Origin of the sequence: Comamonas odontotermitis (assembly GCF_014207855.1) — a bacterium.
GTDB lineage: Bacteria > Pseudomonadota > Gammaproteobacteria > Burkholderiales > Burkholderiaceae_C > Comamonas > Comamonas odontotermitis_A.
On the sequence record NZ_JACHKZ010000005.1, the window covers coordinates 113,004 to 130,546 of the forward strand.

16 protein-coding genes are annotated in these 17,543 nt (G+C 61.3%); 3 read left to right on the forward strand and 13 right to left on the reverse strand.

Annotation, left to right across the window (positions count from 1 at the left end):
• Positions 1-16 precede the first annotated feature (16 nt).
• The 3 genes from aroE (at position 17) to ruvC (ending at position 2,295) form a co-directional block, all read left to right on the forward strand.
• On the forward strand, positions 17-862 hold the full coding sequence (aroE, locus tag HNP33_RS05940; protein ID WP_184706295.1) for a shikimate dehydrogenase: 846 nt from the start codon (positions 17-19) through the stop codon (positions 860-862).
• A 22-nt stretch (positions 863-884) separates the two neighbouring features.
• Positions 885-1,670, forward strand: a complete 786-nt coding sequence (locus tag HNP33_RS05945) for a transglycosylase domain-containing protein (RefSeq protein ID WP_184706297.1) — start codon at positions 885-887, stop codon at positions 1,668-1,670.
• A 76-nt stretch (positions 1,671-1,746) separates the two neighbouring features.
• Positions 1,747-2,295: a crossover junction endodeoxyribonuclease RuvC gene (gene ruvC / locus HNP33_RS05950; RefSeq protein WP_184706299.1), complete on the forward strand. Its 549-nt coding sequence runs from the start codon at positions 1,747-1,749 to the stop codon at positions 2,293-2,295.
• 321 nt (positions 2,296-2,616) lie between these two features.
• On the opposite strand, the gene HNP33_RS05955 is transcribed toward ruvC, so the two are convergent.
• From HNP33_RS05955 to HNP33_RS06015, 13 genes are all read right to left on the reverse strand, one after another.
• Complete coding sequence (locus tag HNP33_RS05955; RefSeq protein WP_184706301.1) at positions 2,617-3,075, reverse strand: RcnB family protein; 459 nt, start codon at positions 3,073-3,075, stop codon at positions 2,617-2,619.
• A 235-nt stretch (positions 3,076-3,310) separates the two neighbouring features.
• Positions 3,311-3,487: a hypothetical protein gene (locus HNP33_RS05960; RefSeq protein ID WP_184706303.1), complete on the reverse strand. Its 177-nt coding sequence runs from the start codon at positions 3,485-3,487 to the stop codon at positions 3,311-3,313.
• Between the two features lie 9 nt (positions 3,488-3,496).
• The gene (gene lpxC, locus HNP33_RS05965; RefSeq protein ID WP_184706305.1) at positions 3,497-4,420 is read right to left on the reverse strand and encodes a UDP-3-O-acyl-N-acetylglucosamine deacetylase; all 924 of its coding nucleotides are present in this window, start codon (positions 4,418-4,420) and stop codon (positions 3,497-3,499) included.
• A 234-nt stretch (positions 4,421-4,654) separates the two neighbouring features.
• On the reverse strand, positions 4,655-5,902 hold the full coding sequence (gene ftsZ, locus HNP33_RS05970; RefSeq protein ID WP_184706307.1) for a cell division protein FtsZ: 1,248 nt from the start codon (positions 5,900-5,902) through the stop codon (positions 4,655-4,657).
• A gap of 165 nt (positions 5,903-6,067) precedes the next feature.
• Positions 6,068-7,297, reverse strand: coding sequence for a cell division protein FtsA (gene ftsA / locus HNP33_RS05975; RefSeq protein WP_184706309.1), 1,230 nt, complete (start codon positions 7,295-7,297; stop codon positions 6,068-6,070).
• Positions 7,298-7,358: 61 nt separating this feature from the next.
• Positions 7,359-8,156 carry a cell division protein FtsQ/DivIB gene (locus HNP33_RS05980; RefSeq protein WP_184706311.1) on the reverse strand — a complete coding sequence of 266 codons (798 nt, stop codon included), beginning with the start codon at positions 8,154-8,156 and terminating at the stop codon, positions 7,359-7,361.
• An 18-nt stretch (positions 8,157-8,174) separates the two neighbouring features.
• Positions 8,175-9,149, reverse strand: a complete 975-nt coding sequence (locus HNP33_RS05985) for a D-alanine--D-alanine ligase (protein ID WP_184706313.1) — start codon at positions 9,147-9,149, stop codon at positions 8,175-8,177.
• Complete coding sequence (gene murC / locus HNP33_RS05990) at positions 9,146-10,579, reverse strand: UDP-N-acetylmuramate--L-alanine ligase (RefSeq protein ID WP_184706315.1); 1,434 nt, start codon at positions 10,577-10,579, stop codon at positions 9,146-9,148. Before murC ends, HNP33_RS05985 begins: the two co-directional genes overlap by 4 nt.
• Positions 10,576-11,637: an undecaprenyldiphospho-muramoylpentapeptide beta-N-acetylglucosaminyltransferase gene (gene murG, locus HNP33_RS05995; RefSeq protein ID WP_184706320.1), complete on the reverse strand. Its 1,062-nt coding sequence runs from the start codon at positions 11,635-11,637 to the stop codon at positions 10,576-10,578. The genes murC and murG overlap by 4 nt, the downstream gene beginning before the upstream one ends.
• Positions 11,634-12,902, reverse strand: a complete 1,269-nt coding sequence (gene ftsW, locus HNP33_RS06000; RefSeq protein WP_184706321.1) for a putative lipid II flippase FtsW — start codon at positions 12,900-12,902, stop codon at positions 11,634-11,636. Before ftsW ends, murG begins: the two co-directional genes overlap by 4 nt.
• Entirely contained in the window at positions 12,899-14,941 is a 2,043-nt protein-coding gene (gene murD, locus HNP33_RS06005; protein WP_233464408.1) for a UDP-N-acetylmuramoyl-L-alanine--D-glutamate ligase, read from the reverse strand. The genes ftsW and murD overlap by 4 nt, the downstream gene beginning before the upstream one ends.
• 5 nt (positions 14,942-14,946) lie before the next feature.
• Positions 14,947-16,125, reverse strand: a complete 1,179-nt coding sequence (gene mraY, locus HNP33_RS06010; protein WP_184706323.1) for a phospho-N-acetylmuramoyl-pentapeptide-transferase — start codon at positions 16,123-16,125, stop codon at positions 14,947-14,949.
• Positions 16,119-17,543, reverse strand: coding sequence for a UDP-N-acetylmuramoyl-tripeptide--D-alanyl-D-alanine ligase (locus HNP33_RS06015; RefSeq protein WP_184706474.1), 1,425 nt, complete (start codon positions 17,541-17,543; stop codon positions 16,119-16,121). Before HNP33_RS06015 ends, mraY begins: the two co-directional genes overlap by 7 nt.

Consider the following 17,543-nt stretch of genomic DNA (forward strand, 5'->3'; position numbering starts at 1 on the left):
TTCCACGCGCACCTCCATGTCTACCGCCGACCGCTACTGCGTCATGGGCAACCCCATCGCCCACAGCCGCTCACCCCGCATCCACAGCCTGTTTGCCAAACTGACAGGCCAATCCCTGGTGTACGAGCGCGAGCTGGTGCCGCTGGATGCATTTGAAACACACCTGCGCCAGCTTGTACAAAGTGGCACCAGGGGCATGAACGTCACCGTCCCGTTCAAACTCGATGCAGCACGCCTGGCCGATACGCGCAGCGACCGCGTGGCGCTCTGTGGCGCTGCCAACACCTTGGTGGTGAACGTGGATGGCCGCATCCACGCCGACAACACCGATGGCCTGGGCCTTGTCGCCGACATCACCCGCAACGCCGGTGTGGCCCTGCGCGGCCAGCGTGTGCTGCTGCTGGGCGCTGGCGGTGCAGCGGCTGGCGCACTCGCGCCGCTGCTGGAACAATCCCCGGCCCAACTGGTGGTGTGCAACCGCACGCACAGCAAGGCGCAAGACCTGGCGGAGCAGCATGCACACATTGCAACGCTATACAAAACAGAGCTATTGGCGCTTGACAGCAGCACGCTGACCGGTGTTTTTGATGTCATCATCAACGCCACCGCCAGCAGCATGCAGGGCGCGGCCATCCCGGTGCCGCCCCATGTGCTGCGTGCCGGCACGCTGGTGTACGACATGATGTACGGCCCTGCTGCCGAGCCGTTTCTGCAATGGGCGGCACAGCACGGAGCAACCGGGCGAGACGGCCTGGGCATGCTGGTGGAGCAGGCTGCAGAAGCTTTCTGGCTGTGGCGGGGCGTGCGCCCGCCCTCGCAGCCCGTGCTGGCGCAGGTTCGGGCCGAGTTGGCGGCGCATTGAGGCGTAGTGGCCAGGCAATGTCATGAAAAGCATCGCACGCTGGTTAGGTTGGGCACTGCTGCTGGCACTGGGCCTGCAGCTATTCTTTGTGGGCCGCATTGCGTTGATGGCATCCATCGACCCCGCCTCCACCGCTTTCGAGCGTAGCGAGGCCTGGCGTCAGGTGCGCCACGAGGGCCATCTGCGGTGGAGCCAGCAGTGGATGCCCTACAGCCGCATTTCCGACCATTTGAAACGTGCCGTGATTGCCGCTGAAGACGATGATTTTGCGAACCACGACGGCGTACAGTGGGATGCGATTGAAAAGGCCCGTGCACGCAACGCCAGGGCCATGGAGCGCGCAGAGCAGCAGCAGGAGCAGGCCCTTGCCCGGGCGCAGGCCCAGGCCAAAAAGCGCGGCGAAACCTTTGACCCGAGCACGGTGCCCACGCGGCCCGTCAAGCTCATGGGCGGCTCCACCATCACCCAGCAGTTGGCCAAGAACCTGCTGCTCTCATCTGAGCGCAGCCTGCTGCGCAAAGGCCAGGAGCTGGCCCTCACCTACATGCTGGAGTACCTGCTGTCCAAGGAGCGCATCCTGGAGCTGTATCTGAACCACGCCGAATGGGGCAACGGCATCTTTGGCGCCGAGGCTGCTGCACAGCATTACTTTGGCAAACCAGCAGCGCAGCTGGCGCCACTCGAGGCAGCGCGCCTGGCCATCATGCTGCCCAATCCCAAGGGAGCCGAAAAAAATCCGCAAACTGCTTATCTGAACCGCCGCACCGCCACGATCGCGGCACGCATGCGCTATGCTGAGCTGCCATGAAGGCCCGTTGCCATTTTGAGCAGAACAGACCTCTGGCGCAGAACCGACAGGCACAAGTAGCTATCATTTCCATTGCATGAGAATTCTTGGTATTGACCCCGGCCTGCAGACCACCGGCTTTGGCGTGATCGACGTCAATGGCCAGCGTCTGTCCTATGTGGCCAGCGGCACCATCCGCACCACTACCCTGGATCTGGGAGATCTCCCCGGCCGGTTGAAAATGATTTTTGATGGCATCTCCGAAGTCTGTCAGCGCTACGAACCCCATATGGCCTCGGTCGAAATCGTCTTTGTCAACGTCAATCCGCAATCGACCTTGCTGCTGGGCCAGGCGCGTGGCTGTGCGCTGACGGCGTTGGTGTCGCAAAACCTGCCGGTTGCCGAGTACACCGCACTGCAAATGAAGAAGGCCGTGGTGGGCCATGGCCGCGCCGCCAAGAACCAGATCCAGGAAATGGTCAAGCGCCTGTTGCACCTTCCCGGCCTGCCCGGCACCGACGCCGCCGATGCCCTGGGCCTGGCGATCACCCATGCGCATGCGGGCCTCGCCATGGCGCGCATGTCCGAGGCAAGCCCGCTGCAACGCAAACAGCACGCCATGTACAAGGCTGGCCGCAGTTACTGAGAATCCAAGCCGAAGCAGGCTCTCGTAGCACCACGAGCCTCCATCCGGCTGCACGGGCTCCATCGATTCATTGGCTTGCCCTGCAAGCGATGGCGTGCATTACCAAGCTTGCGGACTGGCTGGACAAAAAAAAACCTGTGCACTTCGTAGGCGCACAGGTCTGGCCGGCTGCAGGACTCCTCATGCGTGGATCCGGGCACCCCGTGAAGCAGTGCTCGGCATCAGGTGCAGCCACCAAAGTAAGCTTTGGATGGGGTCAGCGCCCAAAGGTTCAACCCAGAGCGCGGACAAACCCCGAATTATGGCCGCATACAGACGGTATCAGTTCGCATTGAAGACAATATTGGCGATCAATCCGGTCCCAACGGCGATGAGCAGATAGTCACCTCCGTATTGGATCCACTGGTAGCCTCTTGGCGGCGGCGCCAGGCGGTGCATTCGCCAGTCTCCCACGACATAGCTGTATCCACGATATGGCGCAGGCACATAGCCGCCTCGGTACCAGTCGTTGCGTGGCCCGACGCCACGGCCCCGATCAGGCACGACCACGACGCGAGGGGGAGGACGGTGGTCATGCCGGTAATCACGGCGCCGCTCGTCATAGCGCCTGTCAGGGCCACGATCACGGTCCCAATGGCGCTGCTGGCCAGGGGGGCCATAGCCATCAGGGCCACGGCCATTGGGCTGGGCTTGTGCGGGCGTACTCACGGCCATGGCGCAAGCCAGGGCAAGGCCCAGGCCGCCCACAACGGTGGAGATCGTGCTGCTCAGTTTTTTCATGACCTGTTTCCTTTCGAAAAACGCGGCGGTACCGGGCTCAGCCGTTACTGCTATGCATGACCATTTAACGTGAGGCGAAGACCAGCGGTTTACCCCGCAGACCCGGTTTTACCCTGTGTATGCTTTTGGTAAAGCACTATACCGAAGACGCAATCGGTCGCAAACGCCCGGTGCACGCCATTTTTTCGTACAGGCCAGCGCCTGCAGCACAGTTCTGTTTACGGGATTTTTACCTTCAGACCATGCGGCCCACAAACAATACGGCAAAGAAGGCCAGCGCCGCAATCACTGTCCACTTGATCAGCAGCACAGCCCACTGGCGATAACGGCGCTGCCCGGTGCCCAGGTAGACACAAAAGCTGATGGCCGACATCAGCACCAGCAGCATGAAAATCCAGCGGAACATCAGCATGCAACAAGCCTACCAGGCAAGCGCAGCCTGCGCAAAGCCTTGAGGCGCCTCACGCACATGCTCGAAGGTGACGATGTCCCAGGCATCGCGCTGCTGCATCAACTCGCGCAGCAGCAAGTTGTTGAGCCCGTGACCGGATCGGAAGGCGCTGTAGGCCGCCAGCAATGGGTAACCCACGATGTACAGGTCACCCATGGCATCCAGAATCTTGTGCTTGACGAACTCATCGTCATAGCGCAGCCCATCGCTGTTGAGGACCTTGTAGTCGTCCATCACGATGGCGTTGTCCAGGCCACCGCCCAGTGCCAGTCCATTGGAGCGCAGCATTTCCACATCTTTGGTGAAGCCGAAAGTGCGCGCACGGGCGATGTCGCGTGTGTAGTTGCCAGCGCCCAGATCAAACTCGAACATCTGGCCGGTCGAATCCACGGCCGGATGCGCAAAATCGATCTCAAAGCGCAGCTTGTAGCCATGGTAGGGATCCAGCCGCGCCCATTTGAGATTGCTGCCCTCTCCCTGCCGGATCTCCACCGGCTTGAGCAGACGCAGAAAGCGCTTGGGCGCGTTCTGCAGCTCGATGCCAGCGCTTTGCAGCAGAAAAACGAACGAGGCGGACGAGCCATCAAGGATCGGGATTTCCTCAGCCGTCACATCGATGTACAGATTGTCGATGCCCAGACCAGCGCAGGCAGACATCACATGCTCCACCGTGTGGATGCGCACATCGCCCTTGCCCAGAGTGGATGCCATGCGGGTGTCCACCACCGCTTCCGCGTTCACCGGAATATCCACCGGCTCCGGAAGATCGACACGCCGAAACACAATGCCGGTATTGGCCTGCGCGGGACGCAAGGTCAACTCGACACGTTGGCCACTGTGCAATCCAACGCCTACGGCGCGGGTCAGAGATTTGATGGTACGTTGCTGAAGCATAACCCGTTGATTTTACGCCGTGCCAGTCTGTGAGACTGCACAAAATACCAATCGCCCGGATAGCGAAGGCCTGTTGCCTGATTGCTTGCAGATTTTGCCAATCTGTGTACAAGGCGGATGCGTGAAGATCGCAAACACGTTCTAATAACAACGCGCTGACAACCCGAAAGGTTGCAGCGCGTTGCAGTTTGATTCATCCATGTGCCCAGGGCAGTGGATGGGTCTTCACATCACTCAGTCAGCTTGTTTGCGCAGAAAGGCTGGGATCTCCAGATCTTCCATGCCGCTCGACGACATGGCGTCAACACGCGCCGAAGCCGCGTTGCGCCCGGTGCGCCAGACCGATGGAGTCTTCTTGTCGGCAAAATCATTCGCAAAACCGGTGCCCATGGGCATGGCAGTTTGCGCAGCCAGGCCAGTCACTGGTGCGTTCACCGACTGCGGCGTATAAGCGATGTCGTCCGTGCCGGTACGCAGGCCAGCGCTGCCCTGAATCACCGAGATAGGTTGGCGCTTGGCCACAGGGCGCGACAAGCCGGTGGCCAGCACGGTCACACGGATCTCGTCACCCAGCGTTTCGTCGTAGGCGGCACCGAAGATCACATGCGACTCAGGCGAAGCGTAGGCATTGATGGTGCTCATGGCCTGACGCGATTCGGCCAGCTTCAGGCTGCCCTTGGTTGCCGTCACCAGCACCAGAATGCCCTTGGCGCCCGACAGGTCGATACCTTCCAGCAGCGGACATGCCACCGCTTGCTCTGCAGCGATGCGCGCACGGTCTGGGCCGCTGGCCGTGGCCGTTCCCATCATGGCCTTGCCAGGCTCGCTCATCACGGTCTTCACGTCGGCAAAGTCGACGTTGATGTAGCCGTGGTCGTTGATGATTTCGGAGATGCCGCCAACAGCGTTCTTCAGCACGTCGTTAGCGTGCGCAAACGCCTGGTCCTGGGTGATGTCGTCGCCCAGCACGTCCAGCAGCTTCTCGTTGAGCACCACGATCAGCGAATCCACGTTGGCTTCCAGCTCAGTGAGGCCACCGTCGGCGTTGGACATGCGGCGCTTGCCTTCCCACTCGAACGGCTTGGTCACCACGCCCACGGTCAGGATACCCATCTCCTTGGCAACGCGTGCGATCACTGGTGCAGCGCCCGTGCCCGTGCCACCACCCATGCCGGCGGTGATGAAGAGCATGTGCGAGCCAGCGATAGCGGAGCGGATATCTTCGATGGCGGATTCAGCAGCCTCACGGCCGTTTTCAGGCTTGCTGCCAGCACCCAGGCCGGTTTCACCCAGCTGGATCACGCGGTGGGCATGGCAGCGCTCCAATGCCTGCGCATCGGTGTTGGCCGAAATGAACTCGACACCCTGAACACTGTTGGCGATCATGTGCTCGACAGCGTTGCCGCCGCCGCCGCCCACGCCGATCACCTTGATCTGGGTGCCCTGGTTGAATGTGTTGCCTTCATACATTTCGATGGTCATTGCCTGCTCCTCTCGCTCGCGCGTCAACATAAAAAAATTGGGTTACGGATAATTCACTCTTTAATGAACAAATAGTTGCTGGTGGCCCTATCGGTCGCCAAGGGTCGTGAACCTTGGGCACTGAAGGGCTGCTTTGCGCCAGCCAACAAGTGCTGTCATGCATGGTTAAAAGTTCCCCACAATAAAGTCCTTCAAACGCCCAAAAGCCGATTTCACCGAACCGGTTTTCTGGGCCACCTTGTAGCCACGCATGCGTGCCATGCGGGCTTCTTCCAGCAGGCCCATGACGGTCGCAGCGCGGGGCTGGGCCACCATTTCGGCCAGGGTGCCGGAATACTTGGGAATGCCGCGGCGCACCGGCTTGAGGAAGATGTCCTCCCCCAGCTCGACCATGCCCGGCATCACAGCGCTGCCGCCCGTCAGCACAATGCCCGACGACAGCACCTCCTCATAACCAGACTCGCGGATGACTTGCTGCACCAGCGAGAAAATCTCTTCCACACGCGGCTCAATCACGCCAGCCAGCGCCTGCTTGGACAACAGACGCGGGCCGCGATCGCCCAGACCCGGCACATCGACCTGGGTGTCCGGATCGGCCAGCAATTGCTTGGCGCAGCCGCTCTCGACCTTGATGTCTTCCGCATCCTTGGTGGGGGTGCGCAATGCCATGGCAATGTCGCTGGTGATCAGATCACCCGCAATCGGAATCACCGCCGTATGACGAATGGCGCCGCCAGTGAAGATCGATACATCGGTGGTGCCTGCGCCGATATCCACCACCGCAACGCCCAGTTCACGCTCGTCGTCGGTCAACACAGCCTGACTCGAAGCCAGTGGGTTCAGCAACAACTGCTCTACTTCCAGGCCGCAGCGGCGCACGCACTTGATGATGTTTTCGGCCGCACTTTGCGCGCCGGTCACGATATGAATCTTCGACTCCAGACGCAGGCCACTCATGCCGATGGGCTCACGCACATCCTGGCCGTCAATCGCAAACTCCTGCGGCTCCACCAGCAGCAGACGCTGGTCGGACGGGATATTGATGGCCTTGGCCGTATCGAGCACACGCGCCACATCGGCAGCCGATACTTCCTTGTCCTTGACTGCCACCATGCCGCTGGAATTGATGCCCCGGATGTGGCTGCCCGTGATGCCGGTGTAAACACGCTGGATATTCAGATCGGCCATCAGCTCGGCTTCCTTCAAAGCCTGCTGAATGCTCTGCACCGTGGCGTCGATATTCACCACCACACCGCGTTTCAAACCGTTGCTGGGCGCCACACCCAGTCCGGCCAGCTTCAGCTCACCATTGCCCAGCACTTCAGCCACGACCACCATGACTTTGGCCGTGCCGATATCCAGGCCTACCACTACATCTTTGCTGTCTCGTGCCATGGTCAGTTGCCCTCGCTGATTGGGTGATTGGTATGGTTCATGTTTTGCATCTCTGAATGTTCTACTTCTTGGGTGCAGGTTTGGTCGCAGAGGCAGAGCCCGTGCTCACGCCCTGCATGCGTACGGCATAGCCACCAGCGTGGCGCAGATCGGCAGATGTCAGCGAAGCAACGCTTCGCTTGTACATGCCCGTCACCTCCGGCAGAGACTCTGCGAACTTGCTCACACGCTGGCGAACTTCTGTTTCTGTGCCTTGGCCCATCTCTATCACCGCGCCAGATTGCAGGGTGGCCTTCCAACTGCCGCTGTTGCTTTCGTCCAGCGCCACCAGGGGGTTATCGAGCTTGGCGTAGATGGGGGCGAGCGCCCGGAACATGCCCAGCACCTCCATCGACCGTCCAGCACGGCCAGACAGGTGCGGCAGGCTGTGCAGATCCGGGTCTGCGGAATCTCCTTCAAACATCTGTCCATCACTATTGAGCAGGCGCGATTCGCCTTCTGCTCCCCAGACGGCCGCCGCATCCTGCTCGGTGATCGTGACCGACAGGGTGTGCGGGAATTCGCGCCGCACCTGTGCCTGGCGCACCCACGGCGCCTGCTCAAAAATCTTGCGCGTTTCGTCCAGATCCATGGTGAAGAAGTTGCCCTTGAGCGCTGGCATCACATTGGCCTGCAGCGAAACGGCGCTGTTGTGCTCCATCTCGCCTTGCACCACGATGCGGGCAATGCTGAGCGCCGGGTGGTGAATGGCCCAGCGCGCACCGGCTGCCAGCACCATGGCGCCGCAACCCACGAACAATGCCGTTGCCAGCATGTTCATGAGCCTGACGTCAAACGGGACTGGCATGGTCTGTTCCATGGTGTGTCGGTCCTTCGTTCAAACCTCGGCGCCTTGCGCCGCGTCGGTGGATGCCGATGCCAGCAGGTGCAGGCACAGGTCTTCATAGCTCATGCCGGTGGCACGTGCGGCCATGGGCACCAGCGAATGGCCGGTCATGCCGGGAGAGGTATTGATCTCCAGCAGGAATGGCTTGTTGTCAGAGGCCCGCACCATCACATCGGCACGCGACCAGCCGCGACACCCGAGGGTACGGAAGGCTTTTTCCGCCAGATCGCCAATGGCAGCTTCCATGTCGGCAGGCAGGCCGCTGGGGCAGAAGTACTGGGTGGTGTCGGTAAAGTACTTGTTCTGGTAGTCGTAATTGCCTTCGGGCGCCACGATCTTGATCACGGGCAGCGCCGTGGCATTGCGCCCCTGGCCCAACACCGCGCAGGTGGTCTCCACACCTTCGATGAACTGCTCGCACAGCACTTCCGGGTCATAGCGCGATGCCAGTTCGTAGGCCTTGGCGCACTCTTCGGGCGTGCTGATCTTGGACAGGCCGATGGTCGAGCCTTCGCGCGCCGGTTTCACGATCATTGGCGAGCCCAGCGCTGCCAGTGCATCGCGCGTATCCTGCTCGCTGGCGGCCATGCGCCACTCTGGGGTGGAAAGCCCTTCAAAGCGCCAGATGCGCTTGGTCATGATCTTGTCCATCGCAATGCTTGACGCCATGACGCCCGGGCCGGTGTAGGGAATGCCCAGCAACTCCAGCGCGCCCTGCACCGTGCCATCTTCCCCATGGCGGCCATGAAGCGCGATAAAGCAGCGTACGAAGCCTTGTTTGCGCAGCTCACCCAGGTCTTGCATGGAAGGGTCGAACGCATGCGCATCCACACCCTTGGACTGCAGCGCAGCCAGAACGCCCTTGCCAGACATCAGCGAGACCTCGCGCTCGGCAGAACTGCCACCCATCAGCACGGCGACCTTGCCCAACGCCTTCACATCGATATTCATCATCTTTTCGCTCATACCGCGCTCTCTTTCTGCGCAATACACTCATTATTTGATAGCAATTCCATCACCTTACCGGCCACAGATCCGATTGAGCCGGCGCCCATGCACAGCAGCACATCGCCATCCTTGGCATGGTCCACAATCGCTTGGGGCAGCTCGGCAATCTGTTCGACAAAGATGGGTTCTACCTTGCCAGCCACACGCACCGCACGCGCCAGCGCACGGCCATCGGCCGCCACTATCGGTGCTTCGCCAGCGGCATATACCTCGGCCAGCAACACAGCGTCGGCGCCACCGATCACCTTGACGAAATCCTCAAAGCAATCGCGTGTGCGGGTGTAGCGGTGGGGCTGGAAGGCCAGCACAAGACGACGCCCCGGGAACGCGCCGCGCGCGGCCGCAATGGTGGCAGCCATTTCGACGGGGTGATGGCCGTAATCGTCAATAACCGTGAACTTTCCGCCGTTGGCCAGGCTTGCTTCGCCATAGCGCTGAAAACGGCGCCCCACGCCCTTGAATCCGGCCAGCGCGCGCAACAAGGCTGCGTCATCCAACCCCAGTGCCATGGCCACGCCAATGGCTGACAGTGCATTGAGCACGTTGTGTTCGCCAGGCAGGTTGAGCACCACGTCCAGATCCGGCAGGCCTTCGGCCGTGCGGCGCTGCACGGTAAAGCGCATCTGGCCGTTGTCGGCGCGTACATCAACCGCGCGAATCTGCGCTGCTTCGTTCAAGCCGTAGGTCGTGACCGTGCAGGCCACGCGGTCCACAATCTCAGCCACAGCAGGGCTGTCGGTGCAGACGATGGCATTGCCATAGAACGGCATGCGGTTGAGGAAATCGACGAACGCCGACTTGAGACGGCCAAAATCGTGGCCGTAGGTGTCCATGTGATCGGCATCGATGTTGGTGACCACCGCCATCACGGGCAGCAGGTTCAGGAACGATGCATCCGACTCATCGGCCTCGACCACGATGTACTCGCCGCTGCCCAGTCGTGCATTGGCGCCCGCGCTGTTGAGCTTGCCACCGATCACAAAGGTCGGGTCCCAGCCCGCTTCGGCCAGCACGCTGGTGACAAGGCTGGTGGTAGTGGTTTTGCCGTGGGTGCCGGCAATGGCGATACCTTTGCGCAGGCGCATCAACTCGGCCAGCATCTGCGCGCGGGGCACCACAGGAATGTTGCGGGCGCGGGCGGCCAGTACTTCGGGGTTGTCGGCCTGCACCGCAGTCGAGGTAACCACGGCCTGCGCATTGGCGATATGCGCCGCATCGTGGCCAACAAAGGTGGTGATGCCAGCATCGCGCAGATGCTGCAAGGTGGCGCCGTCAGACAGATCCGAACCCGACACCACGTAACCCAGGTTGTGCAGCACTTCGGCAATGCCGCTCATGCCCGCACCGCCAATACCCACGAAATGAATGCGCTGGATGGCGTGTTTCATCGTGCCACCTCCTCGCAAGCTTGAGCCACACGTTGTGCGGCTTCCAATTTCTGCATTGTTTTTGCCTTTTGCGCTTTCTCCACCAATGTGGAGCGCTCCGTATTTTCTAGCATTTCAGCCAGATTCTGTGCGCTTAAAACGCTTTGTTGCACCAACCAGCCCGCGCCTGCATCCACCAGGAAACGCGCATTGGCCGTCTGGTGGTCGTCCACCGCAGCAGGGAAAGGAACGAACACGGCAGCAGCGCCCACTGCGGCCAGTTCCGTCACCGTGCTGGCACCTGCGCGGCAGACGATGATGTCCGCGTCGGCATAGGCCTTGGCTGCATCGTCGATGAAAGGAGTCAAGGTCGCCTGGACGCCTGCCGCCGCATAGTTGGCCTGCAGCGCGTCAATCTGCTTGGCACCGCTTTGGTGGGTGACCTGGGGACGCGACGCCTCAGGCATCAGTGCCAGCGCCTGAGGAACAACCTCATTCAGCGCCTTGGCACCCAGGCTGCCTCCCACCACCAGCAAGCGCAGAGGGCCCGTGCGGCCTGCAAAGCGTGCTGCAGGCTCGGGTTGCTGCGTGAACTCTGCACGCAAAGGGTTGCCTACCCATTCGGCACCTGCAATCGCCTCAGGGAAGGCACTGAACACGCGCTTGGCAAAACGCGCCAGCAACTTGTTGGCCATGCCTGCAACCGAGTTCTGTTCATGCAGCACCATGGGGATCCCGCTCAACACCGCAGCAAGCCCGCCAGGCACCGTGATGTATCCACCCATGCCAACCACAACATCAGGCTTGACACGGCGCAGCACCGCACGCGCCTGCGTCAGTGCCTTGGCCATGCGCAGGGGCAGGCCCAGCAGGGATGCAGCCCCCTTGCCGCGCACACCGGAGAACTCCACCGTCTCCAGCGCAAAACCTCGTGGTGGAACGAGACGCTCTTCCATGCTGCCGGGAGCGCCCAGCCAGTGCACCGTCCAGCCGCGTTCGCGCAACTCCTGCGCCACCGCCAGACCCGGGAAGATGTGCCCACCGGTACCACCGGCCATGATGAGTGCGGTCTTGCTCATGTGCGCGCACCTCCCGCACTCATCGCCTTGTTTTCGCAATCAATGCGCAACACGATGGCTATGGCCACCAGGTTCATCAAGATGGCTGAGCCGCCGAAGCTCATCAACGGCAGCGTCAAGCCCTTGGTGGGCAAGGCCCCCAGATTCACCCCCACGTTGATGAAGGTTTGAAACCCGAGCCAGATCGCTACGCCCTGGGCCACCAGGCCCGAGAAAACCCGATCCATGCGAATGGCCTGGCGACCGATCTCGACAATGCGGCGAATCATGAAGAAGAACAGGCCCAGCAGGATCACAATGCCCACAAGCCCCAGTTCCTCGCCAATCACAGCCAGCAGGAAGTCGGTATGCGCTTCTGGCAGCCAGTGGAGCTTTTCCACGCTGCCGCCCAGGCCCACACCAAAAATCTCACCCCGTCCGATTGCAATCAGCGAGTGCGACAACTGGTAGCCTTTACCCAGAGCATGCTTTTCGCTCCATGGATCCAGGTAGGCAAAGATACGCTCGCGGCGCCATTCAGATGTCATCACGATCATGGCAAAGGCGGCCACCAGAATGAGCGCGATGATGAAGAACATGCGTGCGTTGACGCCGCCCAGGAACAGGATGCCCATGGCGATCACGGCAATCACCATGAATGCGCCCATGTCGGGCTCGGCGAGCAGCAGCGCACCCACAATCCCTACGGCAAGCCCCATGGGCAGCACGGCGCGGAAGAAACGCTCCTTCACCTCCATCTTGCGGACCATGTAATCGGCCGCGTACATGATGACGGCGATCTTGGCCAGCTCGGACGGCTGGAAGTTCATGATACCCAGCGACAGCCAGCGGCGCGCGCCGTTCACCACCGTGCCCACATGTGGAATCAGCACCGCAATCAGCATGAGGATGGAGCCAATGAAGAGCCAGGGCGCCCATCGCTCCCAGACCTTCATGGGGATCTGGAATGCCAGCACCGCAGCCACAAAGCCCAGGCCCACACTCAGCAGGTGGCGCTGGAAGAAATAGTAATGCGCGATCTTGCCGAAACGGGGGTTGTCCGGCATGGCGATCGAGGCAGAGAACACCATGACGATGCCCCACGACAGGATCGCCACCACCAGCCAGATCAATACCTGATCGGCACCAAAGAAACTGGCCGTGTTGGTGGGTGTCTGACGGTATTCATTGCCGCCGACACGCACCGGCAGGATGTCGACGGGCTTTTCTCCCGCCGGCTTGAACCAGCCGCCGAACTTTTCACGCAGTGCTGTGGTTGCGCTCATGGCTGCACCTCCAGGCTGCTACCCTTTTCTTCGGCCAGCGCGGCAACCGCATGGCAGAAGACCTCGGCACGGTGGGCATAGTTTTTGAACATATCCAGACTGGCACAGGCGGGAGACATCAGCACGGCATCACCCGCATGCGCCTTCTGGCTGCACAGCTGCACCGCTTCTTCCATGGTCTGCGCACGTTGCATCGGCACATGCGTGTCGGCCAGTGCTTCTTCAATCAGCGGCGCATCGCGGCCGATCAATACCACCGCCCGTGCATAACGCAGCACGGGCGCTGCCAGTGGCGAGAAATCCTGGCCTTTACCGTCGCCACCCAGGATCAGAACGATCTTGCGATCGGCACCCAAGCCCATCAGGGCAGCAACCGTTGCTCCGACATTGGTGCCCTTGCTGTCGTCAAAGTACTCGACGTCATCCACCACGCCAATGGGCTCGACGCGATGGCGCTCACCCCGGTACTCGCGCAGGCCGAACAACATCGGGCCAAAAGCCGCTCCGGCAGCATGGCCGAGCGCCAGCGCGGCCAGCGCATTCATGGCGTTGTGACGGCCGCGAATGCGCAATGCGTCGGCGGGCATCAGGCGCTGCACAAAAATTTCGTCACCCGCGGTCTGGTTGCGCTTGTTGCTCGCACTGTTGCCATCGTCCTGCGCCCGCACCAGCCACGCCATGCCATTGACCACTTCCAGCCCAAAATCACCAGGCTGGCTGGGCATGTCCAGCCCAAAGCTGATGTGCGCGCGCAGTTGGGGACGCTGCAGCTTGATGCGCACAGGTGGTGGCAGCATTTCCATCACCATCGAATCATCTCGGTTGAGCACCATCAATGCACTCTTGCCAAAGATGCGGGCCTTGGCGGCGGCATACGCCTGCATGCTGCCATGCCAATCCAGATGATCCTGCGTGATGTTGAGCACCGTGGCAGCCGTGGGCTCGAAGGCATGCGCGTCTTCCAGCTGAAAACTGGACAGCTCCAGCACCCAGGCCTGCGGCAGGTCTTCTGCGTCGATGCGCGAAGACAAGGTGTCGAGCAAGGTCGGGCCAATGTTGCCTGCGACCGCAGTGCGGATACCGGCATGCTCGAGCAACTGCCCCGTGAGCGAGGTGACGGTGGTCTTGCCATTGGTGCCGGTAATGGCCAGCACCTTGGGTTGGTAGCCATGCGCCTGCGCGAGTCCGCCCAGCGCCATCGAGAAAAGATCCAGCTCGCCGCTGACCGGCAAGCCGATGGCTCGTGCAGCGTCCACGACCGGAGCCACGGCAGCGGGGCTCAGGCCTGGAGAGCGGTATACCGCGCCAATGCCCTGTCCATCGATCAAGGCTGCGGAAAACTCGCCCGCCACAAAGCGCACCGCAGGCAACTCAGCCTGCAGCTGGGCAAGCTGGGGCGGTTCTTCGCGCGTGTCTGCCACGGTCACTTCCGCGCCTGCTCGTGCGCACCAGCGTGCCATGGCGAGGCCAGACGCGCCCAGGCCCAGCACCAACACCCGCTGCCCTTGCAGGTGCTGCGCCTGCCCTTGCGGCCACAGCGCTGGCACCGGTGCATAGTCCACCACCTGCTCGGCGGGCTGCGCAGCCACCGCAGTCACTTCGCCACTGGCGGCATCAGAAATACTGGGGTCTGCAAAAATCTGCGCCACAAAGGCAGCAGCATCCTTGGCTGCTGTCAGTGTGGAAACGTCAGGAATGGGCTCTGCAACAGGTGCCGCAGGCTCAGCAGCGGGTGCATCAACTGCTACAGGCGCGGTGGCGTCTCCGTCATTGGCACTGTTTTCTGCAACTGCATCCTCTTGCGCCACATCCTCTTGCGCCACATCACCTTGTTGAGTAGACAGCGCATGCGTCACGGCCTCTTCTTCAGCAGCAATAACCGCTACAGATTCAGAAGCGGCTGGTGCCTGCAAATCCTGCGCAAGGGCCGCATTTTCTTCCGTTACGGGCGGCACAGCGTCCATTGCCGCCGCCGGCACGGCGCTGTCCTGCGCCATCGCGGGGTCGTCGGTGAGGGGCTTGAAGGATTCGGTAGACATGGTGTTTACCTCAGCTTCAGGGTGGACAGGCCAATCAGGCACAGCAGCATGGTGATGATCCAGAAGCGCACCACGACCTGCGTCTCTTTCCAGCCGCTCTTTTCAAAATGGTGGTGGAGCGGCGCCATCTTCAGCAACCGGCGGCCTTCGCCGTAGCGCTTTTTGGTGTACTTGAACCACATCACCTGCATCATCACCGACACGGCCTCGGCCACGAACACCCCACCCATGATCGCCAGCACAATTTCCTGGCGCACGATGACGGCAATGGTGCCCAGCGCTCCGCCCAGCGCCAATGCGCCTACGTCGCCCATGAAGACCTGCGCCGGATGGGTGTTGAACCACAGGAAGGCCAGGCCCGCGCCAAGCATTGCACAGCAGAAAATGAGCAACTCACCCGCACCGCCGATATGCGGAAAGAGCAGGTAGCGCGAAAAATTGACAGAACCGGTGACGTAGGCAAACACACCCAGGGCCGAACCCACCATCACCACGGGCATGATGGCCAGGCCATCGAGGCCATCAGTCAGATTGACTGCATTGCTGGAGCCGACAATCACCAGATACGTCAGGATCACAAAGCCAAGCACACCCAGCGGATAGCTCACCTCCTTGAAGAAAGGCACCATCAGACCTGCTTTGGGTGGAAGGTCGAGCGAGAATCCGGATTTGATCCAGCTGACGAACAGGCTCCACACCTCCGTATTGGTGTTCTCGGAGATGCAGAACACCAGATACAAGGCAGCGCCCAGGCCGATGATCGACTGCCACATGTACTTCTCGCGCGAGCGCATGCCTTCGGGGTCTTTGTTGACCACCTTGCGCCAATCATCCACCCAGCCAATCGCGCCAAAGCCAAAAGTCACCGCAAGAACGACCCAGACGAAGCGGTTGGAGAGATCGAACCACAGCAGAGTCGAGATCAGGATCGACAACAGGATCAGCACGCCACCCATGGTGGGTGTACCGCTCTTGCTCAAATGGGTCTGCATGGCATAGCCCCGGATCGGCTGGCCGATCTTCAGGGCGCTCAAGGTGCGAATCACCTTGGGGCCAGCCGCAAGGCCGATGATCAACGCGGTCAGCGCCGCCATCACCGCACGGAACGTGAGGTACTGAAAAATCCGCAGAAAGCCGAATTCCGGCGACAGGCTTTGCAACCAGCTGGCGAGCAGTATCAGCATGCTGCCTCCTTGCAGGCGCCCTGCTCATTGTCTGCCTTGCCTGCACAGGCCTGCATGGCCTGCACCACTTGCTCCATCTTCATGAACCGCGAACCCTTGACCAACACACTGCCTACCTGAGGCATCACTGCGCATACCGCCTCTTGCAAGGCTTGCATGCTCTCAAAATGCCGAGCGCCTGCACCAAAGGCCTTGGCGGCAAATGCACTCTGCTCACCCAGCACAAACAACTGCGAAATGCCTTTTTGCTGCGCCAGTGCGCCCGCTTCCGCATGGAACTGCGGTCCGTTGTCACCCACCTCACCCATATCGCCCAACACCAGCAATTGCGGTGCAGGCAGCTCGCGCAGCACCTCAATGGCGGCTTCAACCGAATCGGGATTGGCGTTGTACGTGTCGTCCACCACGGTGACCTTGCCCGCAGGCGTTACCACAGACAGCGCACGCGACCGGCCCTTGACAGGCTCGAACGCCGTCAATCCTTGCGCAATGGCAGCGACCGGTACACCCGCGGCATGCGCACAGGCGGCAGCAGCCAGTGCATTGCGTACGTTGTGCCTGCCTGCTATTTGCAGCGCTACGGCTGCGCGGCCTGAAGGTGTGAACAGCTCCAGCGTCCAGGCTCCGTCACCCCAGGCCACATTGCGGGCAAACACCTGGGCACCTTCTGCCTCTTCGCCAAACAGCAAGCTTGTGCGCGCGCCAGCCAAGCCTTGCCACAGCGACGTATACAGATCGCCTGCCGGGAAGACCGCCACGCCGTTGGCTGGCAATGCAGACAGCACACTTCCGTTTTCACACGCCACCGCCTCAACGGTGTGCATGAATTCCTGGTGTTCACGCTGTGCGTTGTTGACCAGGGCTACCGTTGGCTGCGCCATGGCTGCCAACAGGGCAATTTCACCAGGGTGGTTCATGCCCAACTCCACCACACCGATGCGGTGGTCGGCGGCGAGGCCCAGCAAGGTCAGCGGTACGCCGATTTCATTGTTCAAATTGCCGCGCGTGGCAAACGCGGCGTCACCTGCATGCGCCCGCATGATGGATGCGATCATTTGCGTGACCGTGGTCTTGCCGTTGCTGCCCGTGACCGCCACCATGGGCAAGGCAAACTGCGCGCGCCATGCGGCGGCCAGCGCCCCCAGAGCCTTGAGCGTATCCGGTACCACGATGCCGGGCAGGCCTGCGCTGCCGGGATCGGCGCTGCACAATGCAGCAACCGCACCCGCCGACTTGGCTTGCGACAGAAACGCATTTCCGTCAAAGCGCTCACCCTTGAGCGCCACAAACAAATCACCAACCTGCAGGCTGCGCGAATCGGAGTGCACACGCAACAGCGGCACTGCACCATCACCCACAAGCTTTGCCTGTGGGATGTGCTGCTGGATGAACCCCAGCGCCTGGTGCAGGGTCATCAT